The organism is Variovorax sp. W2I14 (genome assembly GCF_050435205.1).
GTDB lineage: Bacteria > Pseudomonadota > Gammaproteobacteria > Burkholderiales > Burkholderiaceae_C > Variovorax > Variovorax paradoxus_C.
Window position 1 is genome coordinate 5,988,937 of record NZ_JBNDJX010000001.1, and the last position, 20,026, is coordinate 6,008,962.

Annotated in this window: 18 protein-coding genes and 2 pseudogenes; 18 read left to right on the plus strand and 2 right to left on the minus strand. The window is 62.9% G+C overall.

Annotation, left to right across the window (positions count from 1 at the left end; genetic code table 11):
- Nucleotides 1-45: 45 nt before the first annotated feature.
- Together QF040_RS28025 and QF040_RS28030 are read left to right on the plus strand one after the other, a co-directional pair.
- Entirely contained in the window at nt 46-1,011 is a 966-nt protein-coding gene (locus QF040_RS28025) for a LysR family transcriptional regulator (protein ID WP_429613693.1), read from the plus strand.
- A 107-nt stretch (nt 1,012-1,118) separates the two neighbouring features.
- Nucleotides 1,119-2,087 (plus strand): Bug family tripartite tricarboxylate transporter substrate binding protein, encoded by a 969-nt coding sequence (locus QF040_RS28030; RefSeq protein ID WP_429613694.1) that lies wholly within the window; start codon nt 1,119-1,121, stop codon nt 2,085-2,087.
- Nucleotides 2,088-2,285: 198 nt separating this feature from the next.
- On the opposite strand, the pseudogene QF040_RS28035 reads toward QF040_RS28030, so the two are convergent.
- Nucleotides 2,286-3,079 (minus strand): annotated as a pseudogene (locus QF040_RS28035) (transposase); the annotation flags it as partial.
- Nucleotides 3,080-3,216: 137 nt separating this feature from the next.
- Between QF040_RS28035 and QF040_RS28040 the strand changes: the two are divergent.
- The 7 genes from QF040_RS28040 (at nt 3,217) to QF040_RS28070 (ending at nt 10,735) form a co-directional block, all read left to right on the plus strand.
- Nucleotides 3,217-4,974: a CocE/NonD family hydrolase gene (locus QF040_RS28040; RefSeq protein ID WP_429613695.1), complete on the plus strand. Its 1,758-nt coding sequence runs from the start codon at nt 3,217-3,219 to the stop codon at nt 4,972-4,974.
- Nucleotides 4,975-4,999: 25 nt separating this feature from the next.
- Nucleotides 5,000-5,929 (plus strand): 3-keto-5-aminohexanoate cleavage protein, encoded by a 930-nt coding sequence (locus QF040_RS28045; RefSeq protein WP_307511080.1) that lies wholly within the window; start codon nt 5,000-5,002, stop codon nt 5,927-5,929.
- Nucleotides 5,930-5,939: 10 nt separating this feature from the next.
- The gene (locus QF040_RS28050) at nt 5,940-6,686 is read left to right on the plus strand and encodes an SDR family oxidoreductase (protein WP_429613696.1); all 747 of its coding nucleotides are present in this window, start codon (nt 5,940-5,942) and stop codon (nt 6,684-6,686) included.
- Between the two features lies 1 nt (nt 6,687).
- Nucleotides 6,688-7,041 carry an NIPSNAP family protein gene (locus tag QF040_RS28055; protein ID WP_307511076.1) on the plus strand — a complete coding sequence of 118 codons (354 nt, stop codon included), beginning with the start codon at nt 6,688-6,690 and terminating at the stop codon, nt 7,039-7,041.
- A gap of 3 nt (nt 7,042-7,044) precedes the next feature.
- A complete protein-coding gene (locus QF040_RS28060) occupies nt 7,045-7,758 on the plus strand; it encodes a ThuA domain-containing protein (RefSeq protein ID WP_429613697.1) in 714 nt (237 codons plus the stop codon).
- A gap of 165 nt (nt 7,759-7,923) precedes the next feature.
- Nucleotides 7,924-9,054, plus strand: coding sequence for an NADH oxidase (locus QF040_RS28065; RefSeq protein ID WP_429613698.1), 1,131 nt, complete (start codon nt 7,924-7,926; stop codon nt 9,052-9,054).
- 28 nt (nt 9,055-9,082) lie between these two features.
- On the plus strand, nt 9,083-10,735 hold the full coding sequence (locus QF040_RS28070) for an acyl-CoA synthetase (RefSeq protein WP_429613699.1): 1,653 nt from the start codon (nt 9,083-9,085) through the stop codon (nt 10,733-10,735).
- Nucleotides 10,736-11,081: 346 nt separating this feature from the next.
- Here the strand turns inward: QF040_RS28070 and QF040_RS28075 are convergent, their stop codons facing one another.
- Nucleotides 11,082-11,750 carry a TetR/AcrR family transcriptional regulator gene (locus QF040_RS28075; RefSeq protein WP_307511071.1) on the minus strand — a complete coding sequence of 223 codons (669 nt, stop codon included), beginning with the start codon at nt 11,748-11,750 and terminating at the stop codon, nt 11,082-11,084.
- A 123-nt stretch (nt 11,751-11,873) separates the two neighbouring features.
- Here QF040_RS28075 and QF040_RS28080 point away from each other — a divergent pair.
- From QF040_RS28080 to QF040_RS28120, 9 genes and pseudogenes are all read left to right on the plus strand, one after another.
- Nucleotides 11,874-12,560 (plus strand): annotated as a pseudogene (locus QF040_RS28080) (ABC transporter substrate-binding protein); the annotation flags it as partial.
- A gap of 61 nt (nt 12,561-12,621) precedes the next feature.
- A complete protein-coding gene (locus QF040_RS28085) occupies nt 12,622-13,083 on the plus strand; it encodes an ABC transporter substrate-binding protein (protein ID WP_429613700.1) in 462 nt (153 codons plus the stop codon).
- Between the two features lie 8 nt (nt 13,084-13,091).
- Nucleotides 13,092-13,967, plus strand: coding sequence for a branched-chain amino acid ABC transporter permease (locus tag QF040_RS28090; RefSeq protein ID WP_307511067.1), 876 nt, complete (start codon nt 13,092-13,094; stop codon nt 13,965-13,967).
- On the plus strand, nt 13,960-14,910 hold the full coding sequence (locus QF040_RS28095) for a branched-chain amino acid ABC transporter permease (protein WP_429613701.1): 951 nt from the start codon (nt 13,960-13,962) through the stop codon (nt 14,908-14,910). Before QF040_RS28090 ends, QF040_RS28095 begins: the two co-directional genes overlap by 8 nt.
- Nucleotides 14,907-15,692 carry an ABC transporter ATP-binding protein gene (locus tag QF040_RS28100; protein WP_429613702.1) on the plus strand — a complete coding sequence of 262 codons (786 nt, stop codon included), beginning with the start codon at nt 14,907-14,909 and terminating at the stop codon, nt 15,690-15,692. Before QF040_RS28095 ends, QF040_RS28100 begins: the two co-directional genes overlap by 4 nt.
- Nucleotides 15,679-16,401: an ABC transporter ATP-binding protein gene (locus QF040_RS28105; protein ID WP_429613703.1), complete on the plus strand. Its 723-nt coding sequence runs from the start codon at nt 15,679-15,681 to the stop codon at nt 16,399-16,401. The genes QF040_RS28100 and QF040_RS28105 overlap by 14 nt, the downstream gene beginning before the upstream one ends.
- Complete coding sequence (locus QF040_RS28110) at nt 16,398-17,321, plus strand: NAD(P)H-dependent flavin oxidoreductase (protein ID WP_307511062.1); 924 nt, start codon at nt 16,398-16,400, stop codon at nt 17,319-17,321. The genes QF040_RS28105 and QF040_RS28110 overlap by 4 nt, the downstream gene beginning before the upstream one ends.
- A 3-nt stretch (nt 17,322-17,324) precedes the next feature.
- On the plus strand, nt 17,325-18,920 hold the full coding sequence (locus QF040_RS28115) for an AMP-binding protein (RefSeq protein ID WP_429613704.1): 1,596 nt from the start codon (nt 17,325-17,327) through the stop codon (nt 18,918-18,920).
- 65 nt (nt 18,921-18,985) lie between these two features.
- A complete protein-coding gene (locus QF040_RS28120) occupies nt 18,986-19,849 on the plus strand; it encodes an amidohydrolase family protein (RefSeq protein ID WP_307511058.1) in 864 nt (287 codons plus the stop codon).
- Nucleotides 19,850-20,026 lie beyond the last annotated feature (177 nt).

Sequence of the window (20,026 nt, forward strand, 5' to 3'; positions counted from 1 at the left end):
AATGTCGCCACTTCGGCGCTACTGAGGCACGGCTTTTGGCAAGTCATGAACGTTAGGCAGCTGCGCTACTTTCTCCAAATCGCCGAACTCGGCAGCGTGACGCGCGCGGCGGAGGTCCTGCACATCGCCCAGCCGGCGCTGTCGCGCCAGATGCGCTCGCTCGAAGAAGATCTCGACGCGACACTGTTACACCGTTCCGAACGCGGCATCACGCTTACTGAGGCCGGGGAATCCCTTCGCGAGAGCGCCGTTGAACTGCTGCGGCATTTCGATCGAGTGCGCTCAGAGGTTCGAGACCGGTCTGGCGATGCGAGCGGTGAGCTGACGATCGCGTTACCTCCGTCCATGTCGGAGCTGCTCGCATTTCCGGTAATACAGCGATTCAGGACCAGCTTCCCTAACGTCTTGCTGAAAGTATTCGAAGGTTCGAGCGGCGTCCTTGACGCCTGGTCGATGGTTGCACAGGGTAGGGCGGACTTAGCGGTGGTCGCCTCCGGAGAACCGCTCGCCAGTCTCGAAGCCTTCCCATTCATCGAAGAGCCAATGTGTCTGATCGGCCCGCCCGGATCGGGACTTGCCATGAACAAGCCATTGAACGTGGAAGATCTCGTCGATCGGCCGATGGTCGCGATGAGCCGCCCGAATGTGGGGCGCATGATCGTGGAGAGTGCGATGGCCGAGCGCAATTTTCGCCTCAACGTGGCGATGGAGGTCAACACTCGGCAACTGGTGCTGAAGGCGGTGGAATCAGGGTTGGGCTTCACAACCCTGCCCCTGTGTTCCGGGAGCGACCTGCTTGAGCGGGGTGCCATCTCCATGGCTCCCATCGACGGCGTGGTGATCTCCTGGCTCTTGATCAAAGGTCGCGAACAGGGGTTGTCGGTTGCAGGCCAGCGCATGCAACTCATGCTTCGTCAAGTAGCACACGAGCAGATATCCACCGGTCGCTGGCCACTTGCCAGGCTGAAGGGTTTCATGCCGTCAGAGGACGGCGCCGTTCGCCACCTTTAACGTGACACCCGGATCGGCATGGGCCCCATGCCGAGAAAGCATTTCCGCCGCGATTGACCGGCCGCTAGTCTCTCCTCGAGTCAAAAAATACTACAGGAGACAGCCGTATGAACAGGCGAAACATGATCGCGGGATCGATCGCGTCGATGCTGGGAACTCAACTGCACGCGCAGGGTAGCAACGACTATCCACGCCGCCCGGTAACGCTCATCTTTCCGTTCCCAGCCGGATCGCCGGGCGATGCGGAAGTACGAGAAATCGGCATCGCAATGCATAAGGCGACGGGTCAGCCGCTCGTCATGGACTATCGCCCCGGCGCAAGCGGCATTATCGGAACGCAACTCGCCCAGCGAGCCGCACCGGACGGTTACACGCTGCTTTACGGCTCTACGACATCGATCGTGACGGGACCCGCCGTCACCATGAAGTCCCCCTACAGCGGCACAACCGACTTTGAGCCACTCACAGGAATTGGGCGGATGGACGGACTGCTGATTGTGCCGGCCAATTCCAAGTACCACACCGCGCAGGAGCTTGCCGAAGCGCTTAAGGCAAATCCGGGCAAATTGAATTACGGAACGATCGGTCCTGGCTCGATGTCGCACCTGATTGGCGAACTCTACCTGCAGACCTTGGGCGCGAAAGCGACGCCTGTCGCGTACAAGGGAACACCGCAGGCCGTGCAGGCGCTGGTTGCCGGAGAAATCGACTTCCTCGCTGACAGTGTTGCATCATCCGGCGGCCTCATCGATGCCGGAAAGGTCCGCCCGCTCGCATTGGCAGCGAACAAGCGCTTGTCCCAGTTGCCCGATGTCCCGACATTGACGGAGACCGGCCTCAAATTGGTACTCGGGGTGTGGCTCGGGTTGTTTGCGCCGAAAGGGACTCCTCGCCCGGTGCTGGATCAATGGGCGCTGTACGCTAGCAGCTATCTGCGCGATGCGGACGTGCGTTCGAAGTTGCTTGCGAGGGGTATTGAACCGACCCCGAGCACGCCGCAGGAATTTGCGCGCCAAGTCGCAGCGGACGAGGCGCAGTGGCGGCCGCTTATCAAGTCGTTGAACATCCAGACTTGAAAGTCGCGAGTCCATCGGAGCGGGCGACTTTCCGGTCGCCCGCTTATCTTGAACTTCGTGCTCCTCGCATAACCGCCACTGTCTAGGGATGGTCTGCAGAACACGTTCTGCACTCACGGCTGAATAAACAAAGCGGTGCTGGCGCAATCAGATAGTTCGATCGATCAAGGCCGGCAACGATTTGCTGCGCGGCGCAGCCGCTGCGGCCGCCTTCTCGACACGCTCGGCTACGAACTCCGGCTCGATGAATGAGTTGAGCAGCCTGTGATTGCCCGGGCGCATTGCCACATGCCAGATCGGCCCTGCGGCCTCTGCTCGCTTGTGCATCTCGTGGTCGCCCGAGTCGCCGAAGGCCGCGTGCTTGGCGCCCTGCAGCAGTGCTTCTGCGACGTTGATGTCGCTGACGTGCCCACCGCCGTGAGCACCAATCCCGACGCAGCATCCTCGCCGACGTGGGCCTTCACGCCGAAGTGCCCCTGGTTGCCTTCCAGGCCTAATACATCTCCGGGTCGCGATCGCCTTCAAGGTTCCTGGTCGAACTCGGTGCTGAGATCAGCGTGGCATCCACCGTCGTGTCGGTCCACAGCATCGTGCTGCATGTCCGTTGACCACGCGCAGCATGTCGACCTCCAGGTCATGGGCCTCCAGCAGATGGCGAACTGCAGTATGGCGGCCTAGTCGAGCAGGGGGCTCACTCCATCACCCAGGCCAGCGAACTCCCGTACAGCGGCACATGGTGTAGCGCCTCTTCCATCGGTGGGTCGCTCAGGCTAAACCATTGCTGAATGCAATGGATACGCAGCATCGTCTCGACACAAAAAAGGCGGTGGGCCAGTCTTGGCCCGAGGGCTGTGCGGCTCGACGATCTGCACCAGCGCGCTGCAGGGCACGACCCGATCCATCTCGTCGAGAAACTCGAGCTCGCGCGTCTTCTTCGTCGGCAGATACAGGCCCAGACCGAGCTGATTCGGCGGAGCCCACGCGGTTGGCAATCATGGGCTTAGAGCATGCAAAGGATGAGCTTTTTTGCAGGCCGTTCCTAGGGCATGCCAGCCATGCCTCGACAGCATTTCCCGAACGGGATTGCCATTCTTATTCTTGCCTACATGAAAAGCCTAAGGACAACGCAATGAAAGCAATGAACGAGTCTGAAGTTGCCTCGATCGCTGACGCCGTCGTTGTGGACTGGGACGTCCCCATCACGATGGATGACGGAACGGTTCTGCGCGCCGACGTGTTTCGTCCGGTGGAGGATGGGCGTTACCCCGTACTCCTCAGCTATGGCCCCTACGGTAAGGGATTGGCCTTCCAGGAAGGCTATCCGGCTGCTTGGGAAGGCATGATCCGCAGCCATCCCGATGTGGCGGAGGGATCCAGCGGTCGCTACCAGAACTGGGAAACGGTGGATCCTGAGAAATGGGTGTGCGATGGTTATGTGTGCGTCCGCGTTGACAGCCGCGGCGCTGGCCGCTCTCCCGGACTGCTGGATCCCTGGTCGGAGCGAGAGATCAGCGACATCTGCGAGGCGATTGCCTGGGCTGCAGTGCAGCCATGGAGCAGCGGCAAAGTCGGCATGAACGGAATCTCCTACTACGGCGTGAACCAGTGGTTTACTGCATCGCGCCGTCCTCCGTCGCTGTCGGCGATCTGTGTTTGGGAAGGCGCCGCCGACATCTATCGGGACGCTGTGCGCCATGGTGGCATCGCTTGCACGGCGTTGTGGAAGTCCTGGTACGGACCCCAAGTCGTGAAGGTCCAGCACGGCGCCGGCGATCGCGGTCCGCGCAGTCGCGTGACGGGTGAGTTGGTTGCAGGCCCCGAGACCCTGGATGACGAGACTCTGCGTTCCAATCGGGTAAACCTTGAACACGAGTTGACGAGCCGGGCCCTCCCGGATCCGTATTTTGAGGCTCGGTCGGGACGATGGGACTCCGTTGACGTGCCGCTTCTCTCGGCGGGCAATTGGGGTGGGCTCGGCCTGCATCTGCGGGGCAACATCGAAGGGTTCACGCAAGCGAGTTCCAAGCAAAAGTGGCTTGAGTTGCATGGCGGCGACCACTGGTCTTCGTTCTACATCGCCAGTTCGGTTGCCCTGCAAAAAAGGTTCTTCGATCACTTCCTGAAGGGCGCGGACAACGGCTGGGACGCCGAACCTCCGGTGAACCTCCAGATCCGGCACGTGGACAGGTTCGTTGCACGCAAGGAACAGGCATGGCCCATTCCGGACACGCGCTGGACCCCGTATTACCTAGAGCCAGGGCATGCCGTCCTCAGCAGCTCCGTCCCGGTGGACAACGCTTCCGTCACCTACGAGGCCCTCGGGGCGGGCTTGGTGTTCATGCTGCCGCCCTCGACTAGCGAACTCGAGGTGACGGGGCCCTTGGCAGCCCGTCTCTACATTTCCTCCGAGACCACCGACGCGGATCTCTTTCTTACCGTTCGCCTGTTCACGCCTGACATGAAGGAAGTCACCTTCCAGGGCGCCAACGATCCGAACACGCCGATCGCGCAAGGGTGGCTGCGTGCGTCGCACCGGAAGCTGGACGCAGGGCGCTCGAAGCCCTGGCGGCCCTGGCATGCGCACGACGAGATCATGCCGCTCGTGCCAGGCGAGGTCTATTCGGTCGACGTGGAGATCTGGCCGACGAGCATCGTGGTGCCGCCGGGCTACCGACTGGCCCTGAGCGTCCGTGGCAAGGACTTCGAATACGCCGGCCCACCCGTGATGGCGTTGCACCCCGCACACGAAATGCGAGGCTGTGGGGCGTTCGTTCACGACGACGAGCGGGACCGTCCGCAATCGGTGTTCGGTGGGAGGGTCACGATCCATACCGGTCCGGCGCATCCGTCTTCCGTCCTTCTTCCCGTGATCCCGCCACGAGCGTGATTCATCCCTCCAGGAGACCATTTTCGTGAAGCAACACCGAGTGATCATCAGCTGCGCTGTGACCGGCAGTGTCCATACGCCCTCGATGACGCCCCACCTGCCGATCACCCCCCAAGAGATTGCGGACGCGGCAGTGGGTGCAGCCGAGGCTGGCGCCGCCATCATCCACTTGCACGCGCGAGACCCCGTTACCGGGCGCCCGGACCAGTCGCCGGAGGCATTCAGCAAGTTCTTGCCGAAGATCAAGGAGCGATGCGATGCGGTGATCAACATCACCACGGGCGGTGCGCCGGGCATGACCGTGAGCGAGCGCATTCAACCTGTGATCGAGTTCAAGCCGGAAGTCGCCTCGCTCAACATGGGATCGATGAACTTCGGCATGTATCCCATGCTGGAGCGCTTCAGCAATTTCAAGTTCGATTGGGAGGCGCCGTTCCTGGAGGGCACCCGCGACCTCGTGTTCAGGAACACCTTCAAAGACATCGAGCACGTGTTGCGGGTCGGGTACGAGACGGGCACCCGCTTCGAGTTCGAGTGCTACGACACCGCGCACCTCTACAACCTGCGGCATTTCCTGGACCGCGGAATGGTGAAGGCTCCTCTCTTCATCCAGTCTGTCCTCGGCATCCTGGGAGGAGCGGGGACGCACACGGAGGACGTGGTGCACATGAAGCGGACGGCCGACCGGCTGTTCGGGGACCAGTACCACTGGTCAGTGATCGGTGCAGGCGCCGCGCAGCTGCGAGTGGCGACGCAGGCGGCAACGATGGGCGGAAACGTACGCGTCGGCCTGGAAGATTCCATTTGGCTCCGTCCCGGCAAGCTGGCTGAGTCGAATGCGGACCAGGTCCGGGCCGTGCGAAAGCTGATCGAAGGATTGGGGCTGGAGATCGCTTCTGCCGAGGAGGCGCGCGAGCGCCTGCAGCTAAAGGGTGTCACAAGTGTCAACTTCTGAAGGAACGAACGTGTCGAAAGTGCTTGTTGTGACCGGTTCTAGCCGGGGTATTGGTGCCGCGATTGCGCTCCTTGGTGCGAAGGAGGGCTACGGGGTCGCAGTTAACTACCGGAGTGACCGTGATCGGGCGGAAGCGCTCGTACGAGACATCGCTAGTCAAGGAGGCAGGGCCGTTGCCATCTGCGCTGATGTGTCGACCAGCGCGGGAGCCGCAAAGCTCTTCACCGAAGTTGACCAAAAATTGGGCCCTGTTTCCGCGCTGGTGAACAACGCCGGCATCTCTGGTAGCGGGTGCTCGATCACCGAAATCGACGAGGACAGGTTGCGGCGGATCTTCGAGACGAATGTGTTTTCCGCGTTTTACTGTTCCCGCGAGGCTGTCAGGCGCATGAGCCGCACCAGCGGGGGCGAAGGTGGCTCGATCGTGAACGTCTCGTCGGCCGCGGCACGTCATGGCGGCATGCCCGGGCTTGTGCACTATGCGTCCACGAAAGCCGCGTTGGACGGCATGACCATCGCGCTCGCCAAGGAGCTCGGGCCACTCGGCGTTCGGGTGAACAGCGTTCGACCCGGTGTCATCGCCACCGAAATGCACGATGAGTTCGGAGGCGCAAAGCTCATCGAGAGCATTGCGCCGACGATCCCGATGCGGCGTCCGGGCACTGCGGACGAAGTCGCCGACGCTGTGCTCTGGCTGGCCTCGGAACGCTCGTCGTACGTACACGGTGCTGTCATCGACATCTCGGGTGGAAGATAAGATGCTCTTCGAGATGCGGACCTACCAGTTGCCGCCGTCACGCCTGAAGGACTACCTCGCGATCTACGCAGAGAAGGGCAAGTCCCTTCAGTGTGACGTGCTCGGGCACATGGCCGGGTGCTACACGACGGAAGTCGGGGACCTCAACCAAGTGATCTTCATTTGGGGATTCAGTTCGTTCGAGGACCGGATGCGCCGGCGCGCCGCGCTCGCCGACCTCCCCGCGTGGCAAGCGTATGTCGCCGAGGTCGCTCCGCTATTCATCCGGCAGGAAAGCAGACTTCTGATGCCGGCCCCTTTCATCGAGGCGTTGCCGATCAAGGACGCGACGCGGCACCTCGGGCGCGTAGGCTGAACGATGCCGCGCCCGCTCGTCGCCGCGCTGGTGTGCGGCAGCCCCCACCGCAACCACGACTTCGATTGGGCGCGGCTGCAGCTGGCCCAGGCGCTCTACGGCGCGCACGGCATCCGCACCGATTGCTACAACGACTATGAGGATTCGGCCGGCATCCTCGGCGCTGACCTGCTCGTCAGCTACACCTCGCAGGTGCCGGTGAGCGACAAGGCCGGCACCACGATCCGGCGCTTCCTCGATCGCGGCGGGCGCTGGTTCGCGTTGCATGCGAGCAATTCGGTCGCGGGCAATCAGGCGATGCCGCGCATCCTCGGCACGCGCTTCATCTCGCACCCGAAGTACATGACCTTTCCGGTCAAGGTGACGCGGCCGGAAGAGCCACTGCTCCAAGGCATCGGCAACTTCGAAGTGCCCGACGAGCTCTATTGCATCGAGGATGTCACCAAGGACCTCGATGTGCTGCTCCACACGCGCTGGGGCGGCGAAGCGTTCGGCGACGTTCAGTTCGAGGAGGCCGATCGCCCGATGCTCTACCGCCGGGCGGTCGGCGATGGCGGCGTGCTCTATCTCGCGCTCGGCCACGCGAATCGACCCTATGACAAGCCGTTCCCGGACGCGTCCGATCAGTCCGACTATCGTGGCCCCTGGGGCCTGCCGGTGTTCCAAGAGCTGGTGAAGCGCGGCGTGGAATGGGCCGCGCAGCGGCGGCCGTTTTGACCGCACCCTGCCGCCCGCGCCTTCAACCTCAAGGAAGACGCCGGGATAGTCAGATACTGGATTTGCGCAGCCGTCGGCGCACTGGCGTGCTGCATGGCGCATGGGTGCTCGTGCTTGGTTTTTCGACCGGACGAGCCTTGCAACTGTTTTAACCCGGCATTCACCATGAAAAATCAAACTCCGGGCGCGTCACTCCAACTCCGCTCTGTTGTTACTCCCGAAGGACAGGTTGAGCTCTCTCTTTCGCCTGTGCCTGTGGAATCATTGAAGGCGATGCAATCGCGCGGGGATGCGCCGATGCGGGTCGGTCTTGAAGGTGCGGGTACAACTGTGGCGGCAGGAAGTTCACATGCTGCGCAGTCTTTGATGGGGCGAACGGTTGCCGCGATGGCTGGAGGTATGTACGCGCGCTATCGCTGTATACCGGCGGCGAAATGCCTCGTTCTCCCCGAGGGGACTAGTGCTGCACAGGCTGCTTCTTGCTTCGTCAACCCTCTGGCCGCGTTAGGGATGATTGAAACAGCTCGCAGTGAAAGGCACACAGCGATTGTCCAAACTGCTGCTGCGTCAAATCTCGGACAGATCCTCCTTCGGGTTTGTCTTGCTGACGATATCCCGCTCGTCAACGTTGTGCGATCGGAGCAGAAAGTGGGACTCTTGCGAGAGCAGGGTGCACGCTACGTTTGCAATTCAAGTTCCGACCATTTCAGAGAACAGCTCATTGACGCTATTGCGGCCACGGGAGCGACGATTGCTCTCGATCTCATTGGTGGGGCAGCGGGGGGGCAGATTTTGAGTTGCATGGAAGCAGCCATCAGACGCCGTCCCGGCCAGGTGGTCACCCGTTTCGGCTCCGAAGTTCTCAAACAGCTGTATGTCTACGGCACTCTTGATCCTCGCCCGATTGAGATACCGCGCGACATCGGCACCGCATGGGCCGCTGGCGGCTGGCTTGTTCTTCGGTATCTCAAGGTGGCACAACGGAAAACCCTTGACGCGCTCAAAGCCCCGGGTTGCTTCAGGGCTCACAACCACATTTGCGAGCCGATACAGCCGATGTGTTTCGCCGGAAGAGGTCACCTCACCCGAAGTACTCAAGGTGTGCGCACGTCCCGCAACGGGAATGAAATTCTTGATCGAGCCGTGGAAAAGCTGCTGATCGAACCATCGGAAACACTGATCTCAAATTCGCTGGCCCTGAGAGCGCACGGCATCCGCTGTCGGGAGCTGAACATTTCCCGCGTCCGGGCACCACGCCTTCGTCGAAGGTCGCTCGGAGGTCACGATCGAGCTTGACTCCCCCGCGGCTAAATAGGTGACATCCATGGACACTCCGCTCTTCGACCGGGACCTTCCCCAAACATCCGCGAACTACGTGTCGCTCTCTCCGCTGCCGTTCCTCCAACGAAGCGCCGAGGTGTACCCACAGCATTTGGCCATCGTGCACGGGAACCTGCGCCGCGCCTGGGCCGAGGTGTACACCCGCTGCCGCCGGTTGGCTTCCGCGCTGCAGCGGCGCGGCATCGGAAGAGGGGAGACCGTTGCGGTCATGCTGCCCAACACGCCCCCGATGGTGGAGGCGCACTTCGGCGTGCCCATGGCCGGGGCGGTGCTTAACGCCCTCAACACGCGGCTGGACCCGGAGAGCATTGCCTTCATGCTGGATCACGGCGAGGCCCGCGCGGTCATCGTCGATCCGGAGTTTGCGCCCGTGCTGAAGAAGGCGCTTGCATTGCGCAAGAGCAGCGCGCCGCTGCTGCTGGTGGACGTCGAGGATCCGGTCTACACCGGGCCGGTGGAGCGCATCGGCGAGGTGACCTACGACGCACTCGTGGCCGAAGGTGACCCGCAGTTCGCCTGGGCCCTGCCTGAAGACGAGTGGGACGCCATCGCATTGAACTACACGAGCGGAACCACTGGCGACCCCAAGGGCGTCGTCTACCACCACCGCGGCGCGGCCACGAACGCCTTGTCCAACATTCTGGAGTGGGACATGCCCAAGCACGCCGTCTACCTCTGGACGCTACCGATGTTCCACTGCAATGGCTGGTGCTTTCCCTGGACCATCGCGGCGCGGGCCGGGGTGAACGTCTGCCTGCGCAAAGTGGATGCCGGCACGATGGCGAAGGCGATCCGGGAGTACGGGGTCACACATTACTGCGGCGCGCCGATTGTGCATTCGATGCTGGTCAACGCGCCTGATGAGCTGAAGAGCAGCTTGCCGCGCGGCGTCAAAGCGATGGTGGCCGGCGCAGCGCCGCCCGCCTCGATGATCGAGGGTATGGAGCGGCTCGGCTTCGACCTCACCCACGTGTACGGCCTGACCGAGGTCTACGGTCCGGCGACGGTCTGCCCGAAGCACCCTGAATGGGACGGGCTGGACATCGGCGAGCGCGCGCGGTTGAACGCACGCCAAGGCGTGCGCTACCACCTGCAGCAGGGCGTCATCGTGATGGATCCTCAGACGATGCTGCCCGTACCATGGGACGGCGAGACCATGGGCGAGATCATGTTCCGCGGGAACATCACCATGAAGGGCTACCTCAAGAACCCCAAGGCGACGCAGCAGGCGTTCGCGGGCGGTTGGTTCCACACCGGTGACCTCGCAGTACAGTACCCGGACGGTTACATCAAGATCAAGGACCGCAGCAAGGACATCATCATCTCTGGCGGAGAGAACATCTCTTCGGTCGAAGTGGAGGACGTCCTGTATCGGCATCCGGACGTGCTGGCAGCCGCCGTGGTGGCCAAGCCTGACCCTAAGTGGGGCGAGTCACCGTGCGCCTTCGTCGAGCTTAAGGCGGGCGCGAAGCTCGCGCCCGAAGACATCATCGCGCACTGCAAGAAGCACTTAGCTGGGTTCAAAGTGCCGCGCGCGGTGGTCTTCGGCGAACTGCCCAAGACTTCCACCGGCAAGATCCAGAAGTTCGAGCTGCGACGGTACTGCTCGAGTACGCCTACTGCCGTAGACGCGTGAGCGGCAACTGCTTTGGGCATTGAGCCGCTCGCGTTCGAACATTTGCTGGCGTCAGAGGGCAAGTTCCCGCGCTCGCCGAGGGCAGGCCTCGATCAAGTTAGCGGGGGGTTGTCCGCTTCGGGGTGAGCGTCCAATCATCCCATCTTCGCCGGTGGTCCCCGCCCTACCGACGCGTCAGCGGACCATCTCGATCGCCGAGCAGATGACGGACTTGCAGTTGAGTAGGCTCGATAGGGCCCTCGCGCCCAGCAAAAGTGGGGACCAAGCAGCAAGCTTGCTGCGAGTGGCTGGATCGAAGTCGAAGACGGCCGCCTGAGTCGGCCTGCGCTGGTCGCAGAAGGTCGCGCTAGTCGAATCCCAAGCCCTGCACGAGGAAATCCACGAGCCACTCGATCAGTTCGGATTGCCGGTGCCTCGCCTTTAGCGACCATCGCCTGAGCGCGAGCATGGTCGGAAAGAAGGTGATGGCATTCGCCGCAAAGTGTGGCTCCGGTAGCGGGCGCCCCAACTCACGAGCCGCGTCCGTCAGGATGGTCTCGAACATCCCGACAAACTCCTCCACCCGGGCAAAGATCACGCGCCTCGAGCGTGTATCGAGCAGATGACTGTCTTGGTAGGTAAGGAGGACCTCGTCCTGGTGCTTGACCATCACTTCGCATAAGGCGCGCACCGCGCTGCGCACCCGCGTGCGCGGATCGGCCGAATTGTCGAGGGCCTTGCGGGTCTCCTCCTGGTATTCGGAGACGATTTGGTCGCAGACCAAGTAGAGGATGTCGTCCTTGGAACCGACGTAGTTGTAGATCGTCCCCTGGGTCATGCCTGCCTCGCGACCGATGTCGCGCACGGTCGCCTCGTGGAAGCCCTTCTCCTTGAAGACACGCACGGCAGCGGCCACCAAGAGCCCGCGCCTTTCGCGCACCAGGTCCGCGTCTTTGCTGGCGGCTTTCACTGGCCGGCCGCGTCGCGCCGGCGCCTCCTTCGGTCCCGGGGCCATTTTTACCTTCACGTCGGCCATCAACTCTCCTTCAGAACCTGCCGATTGAGCACCGGGTCAGTATAACCCCGGGGGTTGACGCGACCCTCCCGCCGTTTAATACTGAGCGCTCAGTCAGTCAAACATATTCGAAGGAGACAACAGATGAAGCGCTTGTTGCTGTGGGCCGCATCGGCTTACCTCGTGCTCACCGCGACCACGGCGAGTGCCCAAACTGCCGGCGTCGCGACCGATCACATCCTGATCGGCGCCTTTGGCCCAATTTCAGGACCCGCCGCATTCTTGGGACTGGCCGGGCGTGACGGTGCAGCGCTCGCGTTCAAGGAAATCAACGCCCTCGGTGGCGTCAACGGTCGCAAGATCCAGATGCAGTTCGAGGACGACGCGCATTCGCCGGTCCGCGCGCTCGCGGCAGTCAAGAAGCTGGTTGAACAGGACAGGGTGTTCATGCTGATGTCCGTCGGTGGCAGCAATGCGACTGCCGGCACGATCGGGTACGTAAAGGAGCGTGGCACGCCGATGTACGTGTCGATCGCGTCCGCACCTGAAGTCACCTATCCGTTTGCCCGAAACCTGTTCAGGGGCGCAACCACCGAGGCGGCCCGCTACGGCGAGGTGTACGCCGAGTTCCTCGCGTCGCACTACCAAGCCAAGAGAATCGTGCTGATGACGAGCCGCGACGAATACTCGCGCAACGAGGGCGATGCCACTGTGGCGAAGCTGAAGGCGTGGTTCAGCATAGAACCTGAGAGCCGCCTGGAGTTCAACAATGGCGACAAGGACTTCACGTCCCAGCTGATCGCGGCGCAGCGCGCCAACCCCGACGTGATCGCCGTCTTCGGCAGCCCAGCCGGAAGCCGCCATCGCGCTCAAGCAAGCACGGGATCTCGGCTTGAAGCAGCCGATCTTCGTCGGATCGGCCATTGTCGACCAGGGCGTCATCGCCGCCTCGAAGGGCGGTGCCGAAGGCGTGAAGGGTTTCGCGCTCATTCCGATGCTGCCGGGCTCCAAACATCCGGATATGCAAAAGTGGGAGGCGGCCTGGCGCCGTGAATATCCGAATGCCCGCGCCGGCCGGCCGAGCATCTTCGATGCCTTGGCCTACGCTGATGCATATGTCGTGGTCGAAGGCCTTCGCCGTGCAGGGCCGCAGCCGACGCCGGAATCGTTCATCCGCGGCCTAGAAGGCTTGCAGAATTACCGCGTAGGCCCGGTCGCTTCGCCTCGTAGCTTCACAGCCAAGCACCACATCGGCAACCTGACGCTCTCGCCTGTGGAAGTGCGTGACGGGAACTGGGAACCGGTGCAGTGGAGTAGCACGCACCCGACCGAGATCCTCAAGCGCTACGAGTAGGTGCTGCGATGGGTGCCACTTTCTACCTTCAGCTGGCCATTGCCGGCTTGGCCGTCGGGGCGGTCTACGCGCTCGTCGCCGTAGCCATCGTCATCCCGTACAAGGCTTCCGGTGTGCTCAACTTCGGTCAAGGCGAACTGGCGACGATGGGGGCCTACGCTGCTTTGGTGCTCGCGTCGTTTCAACTCCCGTACGGCGTCGCATTCGCGCTGGTGCTGCTGGGTGGCGCGGTGTTCGGCATGGTGATCGAGCGGCTGCTGATCCGGCCCATCGCGAATGCTCCCGCCTTTACTCTCGTGATCGCGACGTTCGCCATCGGCCTCGCGATCAAGAGCGCGGTCTCCGTGCGATGGGGCGACACGGTCTTCAGTGTGGAAGGTCCATTTGGTGACGATCCGTTGCTGTTCGCGGGTTTGCGCGCAAATCCCACTTCGCTCTGGATTGTCTTCTGCACGGTGGCGGTGACGGCGCTACTCACCTTGTTCTTTCGTTACGCGCGCAACGGCATGGCGATGCGGGCGGTGGCCCTCAACCCGGAGGCTGCAACATTGATGGGCATCCGGGTGCATGCGACTTACCGCTGGGCCTGGGCCATCAGCGCCGCAATCGGGGCGCTGGCTGGCCTGCTCGTGGCGCCCGTGGTCGGTGTGAATCCGGAAGTCGGACAGTTGATCTTGCGCGGCCTGGTGGCTGCGGTCCTGGGTGGCTTCACGAGCATCGCCGGCGCCGTGGTCGGGGGCTTTGCAGTCGGACTGATCGAAACCTTCGCGTCAGTCGCGGTGGGCAGTACGTTCAAGAACCTGGTGCCCTTCATCGTGCTGCTGTTACTGCTCGCCTTTCGGCCATACGGCCTGTTCGGCACGCGAGAGGTGCATCGTGTTTGAACAACGCTTCGTATGGTCGGCGATCGTCGTTGCCGCACTTCTGCTGGCCGGCGCCGTACTTGGCAGCTACCCCGCCTACATGATCGGGCTGGCGATGGTGAATGTCATCGCCGCTATCGGGCTGAATCTGCTGGTGGGAAACTCGGGGCAGATCTCGCTGTGCCACTCCTCCTTCATGGCTATCGGCGCTTACTCGGCGGCGCTGCTCGCCGCGTATGCGCGGCTGCCGTTCTGGCTGGCAATCCCCTGCGGTACGGCACTTGCTGCGGGTGTGGGAGCCCTGCTCGCGCTCCCGGCGCGGCGTCTGGGAGGCATCTATCTCGCGCTTGCGACGCTCGGCTTCATGCAGATCGTGCAGATTGCCCTGGAGGAGTGGAGCAGCGTCACTGGGGGGGTACGCGGCCTGAAGATCCCGAAGCCGGAGCTGTGGCCCGGCGCGGTGTTGACGCCGTTCGCCGTGTACTGTGTCGTAGTGGCTGGTTGCGTGCTAGCAGTGTGGACGGCGCATAACCTCCTGCATTCACGGCTCGGCCGGGAGCTCAACGCGCTGCGTCTCAGCCCACATGCTGCGCAAGCACTCGGCATCTCCTTGGCACGGATCAAGCTCACGGCGTTCACCCTGTCGGCCGCCTACGCAGGCTTTGCCGGTGGCCTGTTTGCGCAACTCGTCGGATTCATCGATCCCAACGAGTTCGGCATTTCGGCGGCCATACGCCAGCTGACGTTCATTGTCGTCGGTGGTGTGGGTTCGCTGGCGGGCGCGGTGCTCGGTGCCGTGGTGCTCTCCGGGTTGCCGGAATTGCTGCGCCCCGTCCGCGAATACAACGACCTCGTGTTCGCGCTTGTGCTACTGGCATTCATGCTGCTTCTGCCGCATGGCTTGGTGGTGCTGTGGCGTGCCGCTCTGGCGGGGCATTCGGGTCGTCGCGAGGCGGTCGCATGACCCCGCCGCGGCTCGCCCTCGAAGCCGTGGACGTTCGCTTCGGCGGCGTGCACGCCGTCCAGGCTCTCTCCCTCTCTGTTGCCGCTGGCGCGATCCACGGCCTCATTGGGCCGAACGGCGCCGGAAAGACCACCGTGATCAACGCCATCACAGGAGCCGTGCCGATTGCAGCGGGCCGAATTCGGCTCGACGGTGAAGACATTGGCGGGCTGCCGGCGCACCTGTGCAGCAGGCGCGGCATAGGCCGTACCTTCCAGCATGTGGAGCCTTTCGGCGAACTGAGCGTGCTGGAGAACGTGCTGGTGGGCGCGGGTCGGGCCGGCGCCAGCGCGAATGTATTTCATCAGGCGCTGCGAACGCGCCTTGCGCGCGACGCTGAGGCTGCCATGCACAACCTGGCGCAGGAGAGCCTCGAGGCATTTGGGCTCGCGGCGGTGCGTGACATGCCCGCCAGCGAGTTGCCATTCGGTCTTCTGAAGCGGATGGACCTCGCCCGGGCGCTTGCCGCTGCGCCGAAGCTTCTGCTGATGGACGAACCGACCTCCGGCATGAGCGAGTCGGAAGCAGACAGCGCCGTCGCAGCAGCCCGCGAGTTGGCAGCGCTGCGCGGCATTACCCTGGTTGTGGTGGAACACAACATGCGCGTGATGATGGCACTCGCGCAGCGCATAACGGTGATGCAATTCGGCACATTCGTCGCCGAAGGCACGCCAGCCGAGATCCAGCGCGACCCGCGCGTGATCGAGGCCTACCTCGGCGAGGAAACCGATGCTGGCGCTTGAGAAGCTGTATTCCGGCTACACGGCCGTGGACGCCGTGCGCGGGTTGAGTTTGCGTGTGCCCGAGCGTTCCATCGTGACGCTACTCGGTGCTAACGGCGCGGGCAAGACTGCGGTGATGCGCGCGATCAGCGGGCTGAATCGCATCCGCGGCGGCGGAGTGGCCTTCGACGGCATCACGCTGCAAGGACGCCATCCGTCGGGCATCACCGAGCTCGGGGTCGTGCAAGTCCCGCAGGGGCGCGCGCTCTTTGGCGCAATGAGCGTCCTGGAAAACCTGGAACTCGGGGCGTACCTGGTACGCGACCGTGCCGCACGCGAGCGCAGCCTCGAACAGGTGTTCGCGATGTTCCCCGTGTTGAAGGAGCGTGCCTGGCAAGCGGCAGCGTACCTTTCCGGCGGCGAGCAGCAGATGCTCGCAATCGGCCGTGCACTCATGACGCAGCCGCGCCTCCTCCTGCTGGACGAGCCTTCGCTGGGGCTGGCGCCCAAGGTGTTCGACGGAATCCTGGACAAGGTGCGCGAGATTCATGCGGCTGGTGCGTCGGTCCTGATCGCGGAGCAGAGTGCGCGCAAGGTCCTGCGGATTGCGCAGTACGGATACGTCCTGGAGAACGGCTCTGTGGCGCTTGAGGGCTCCGCAGCGGAACTGGTAAGTGACCCACGCGTGGCCGAGGCTTACCTCGGAATCACTCATCAAGGGGCAACATGATTCCCCCGCAGCTTCAGAGCGCCTTGCGTCTGCCTATGTTGGCCGCACCGATGTTTCTGGTCTCGAACCCCAACCTCGTGGTCGCCAGCTGCAAGGCAGGGATCGTAGGGACCTTCCCGGCGCTCAATCAGCGCACGTCTGATGGCTACGAGGATTGGCTCAAGGAGATACGTAGCCGGGTCGGCGAGACCGTCCCCTTTGGCGTGCAACTCCCCATCCACCGGATCAATCCTCGCGTGGAAACAGACCTGGCGATCACCGTCGATCACAAGGTCCCTCTCCTGATCACGTCCATGGGGATCACGCGGGAGATCACAGATGCGGTTCATAGCTACGGCGGACTCGTCTTCCATGACGCGATCAGTGTGCGCCACGCACGAAAGGCACTCGATGCCAATGTCGACGGGATCATCGCCGTGTGCGACGGGGCAGGAGGACACGCAGGAACGTACAACCCGTTTGCATTTCTCGCAGAACTGCGACCACTCGTGGGGCCTGAGCGCACGTTGCTCCTGGGCGGCTGCATCGGCGATGGGTACTCGATGGCGGGTGCGATCGCCGCTGGTGCCGACCTGGTCTACGTCGGCACGCGGATGGCGGCGACTCGGGAGAGCAGCGCCCAGGAAGGTCACAAGCAGCTGATAGTCGATTCGGACATTACCGACATCGTTTATTCGGACAAGGTTGGTGGAGTGGGCGGGAATTGGCTCAAGTCGACGATGCCGCAATTGGCCATCGAAGCGGGAACGATCGATCCGATGGAGGACGTGAAAAGGTGGCGCGACATTTGGAGCGCCGGCCAAGGCGTCGGGTCGATCTACGACACGCCAACCGTAGCGGAACTCGTAGAGCGAATGGCAGGCGAATTCGAGCAGGCCGCAGATAGTCTGCAGCGCGCAAGTATCAAGTCGAGGAGATGAACCATGTCTAAACCCACTGCCACCCATGGTGCACCCGCTTCGGCAAATGCACGGACTGCTTCGTCCGGCGTGTCGCTCGGCGACGTGATCGTCCAGGCACTCTCGCGGCATCGCTCGGCAGAGGCCTTCGTTGCCGGCGACCGGCGTATCACCTATGCGCAGACCTCGGATCTTGTGTCGCAATTCATGTCGGCGCTGGCACTTCGAGGCGTCGGCCGCGGTGTCGGGGTCGCGATGCTGAGCGGGAACATGCCGGAGTCCTGGATCGTCGCGGCTGCGGTGTACCTGCTGGGAGGGCGCTTTACAGGGCTGCAGACCCGGTCATCAGCCGAGGAGCACATCGTGGTGTGCAATGACGCGGAGGCTTACGTGCTAGTGGCCGCGGCACCATTCAAGGACCAGGCGCACCACATCCTCGATCAGGTCGCTTCGCTCTCGCATGTGATCGTGATTCCGAACGAGGGCGGCTTGCCCAAAGGCGAGTCGCATCCATCCCGAGCGCTCGATTCAGGGCCGGCGACCGAAGAAGATGTCGCATGGCTGCAATACACCGGCGGGACGACGGGAAGGCCCAAAGGCGTGATGGTGTCGCATCGCGCGATGGTCCACACGGTCGCCACTTGCATGGCCGACGCCGAGTTGCCTCACGTGCCTCGTTACCTGGCAGCCGCGCCGCTCACGCACGCCACGGGACTCGGCGTCCTGCCTGCCCTGCTTCGCGGCGGCACCGTGGTGGTCGAGCAGGGCTTCGATCCCGAGCGATTCTTGGACCTTATCGAGACCGAGCGGATCAACTGGACCAACGCGATCCCGACAATGATCTACGCGCTGTTGGACCACGGCCGCCCCGAAACGAGAAACCTCTCTAGCCTGGAGACGATCTGGTATGCGACGGGGCCGATGTCGCCGGCCCGACTGGCCGAAGCGCGCGAGCGCATCGGACCGGTGTTTTGCCAACTCTATGGTCAGACCGAGTCAGCCGGCGTCGGGACGTTGCACACCAAGGCGGCGCACGCGACCGCCACCTTGGAGCAGCTTGCTTCCTGCGGGCGACCAATGGTCGGCACGCGAATCCGCTTGGTCGACGATGACGGCCATGACGTTCCTTTGGGCGATGTAGGGGAGATCGCGATGCGCAGTCGTGGCGTCATGCTCGGCTACCGGAACCTTCCTCACGAAACCGAGGCGGCCCTCAAGGGCGGCTGGTTGCACACCGGTGACCTCGCTCGCCAGGATGATCAAGGCTTGATCTACATCGTCGACCGCAAGAAGGACATGATCATCTCGGGCGGCTTCAACATCTACGCCAGCGAAGTCGAGCGAGCCATGATTGAACACCCGTCCATCAGCTCGGCAGCAGCCATCGGCGTTCCCGACGAGAAGTGGGGCGAGTCAGTCACTGCGTTCGTGGTCGCACGTCCCGGGCAGGTTGTCGATGCGGCTGCCCTCCAGAACCATGTGAAGCAGGTCAAGGGCTCGATGTATGCGCCCAAAGAGATCGTCGTCTTGGATTCATTGCCCCTTACGCCAGTCGGGAAAGTGGACAAGAAAGCGCTGCGCGCGCCCTACTGGCGCAAGACGACGCGCAACGTCAACTGATTCATCCGCATTCGTTCGTCACGCCAGCAAGAAAGGTACCCAGAGTGAGCACAACCCCACCCCGAATGATCGACTTCCACTCCCATTGGGGGACGGAGCGAGGCTGGAAGGGCAGCCCGTTCGAGACGGCAGAAGATCGCAAGGCCTTGAAGGGCTATTTCAAATGGGAGATGAGCTTTGTCAGCGAGGAGGAGCAGGCCGCGCAGTTCCGTAGGGACAACGTCCGGGTCATGCTCGACTTCGCTTTTACGTACAGGATGGACGTCGGAGCGGTGCGCGACCAGCACGACTACGCATTCGACTACGCGCGCAAGCACCCGGACGTCGTCCTGGGCAACTGGATCGGCATCGACCCAACGCAGCCGGACCACGTCAGAGAGTTGGAGCGCTGCCTGCAGGATGGCCCGGGACTTGTCGGGCTGGCGGTTCACTCGCTCACGCCCGCGGGCACTCCGGATGAACCCGCGTGGGATCGGTGTCTGAGAATGTGCATCGAGGCCAACCGACCGATCCTGATGCATGTGGGCATGTCCGCAACCGGTGCGGGAACTCGCGGTGGTATGGGCATCACGCTCGAGGGCGCGCACCCGCGGTACGTTGACCGAGTCGCCGCAAAGTACCCGGACCTGAACGTGATCGCCGCTCGCGTCGCGTGGCCCTGGCAGTCCGAGATGATCGCGATCGCTCTCCACAAGGCGAACGTCTGGATGGAGCTTCATGGTTGGTCCCCCCGCTATTTCTCGGACGAACTGAAGCGCGAGATTGCAAGACGACTGCGGAAGAAGACCTTCTTTGGTGCCGACTATCCGATGCTCAATCACGAACGCATCGCGAGGGAATGGGCCGAGCAGGGCTTCGAACAGGATGTTCTCGACGACGTGTTTTTCCGCAATGCCGATTCGTTCCTGGCATCCATAGGAGTTGAGTGATGGGTGGGGGCTCGCAACGACGGCCGATCTCCCCTCCGAAGCATCGCGGAGCTCAACGAGGAGATCTGGATGCAGGCGCTCGCACAGCACTTTTGCTACATCGTGATGTCCGTGAGGGCGGCGCTGCCACACACGACGGCAGAAGGCGGCAGTAGTTTCAGCGTCGTTTCCGCGGTC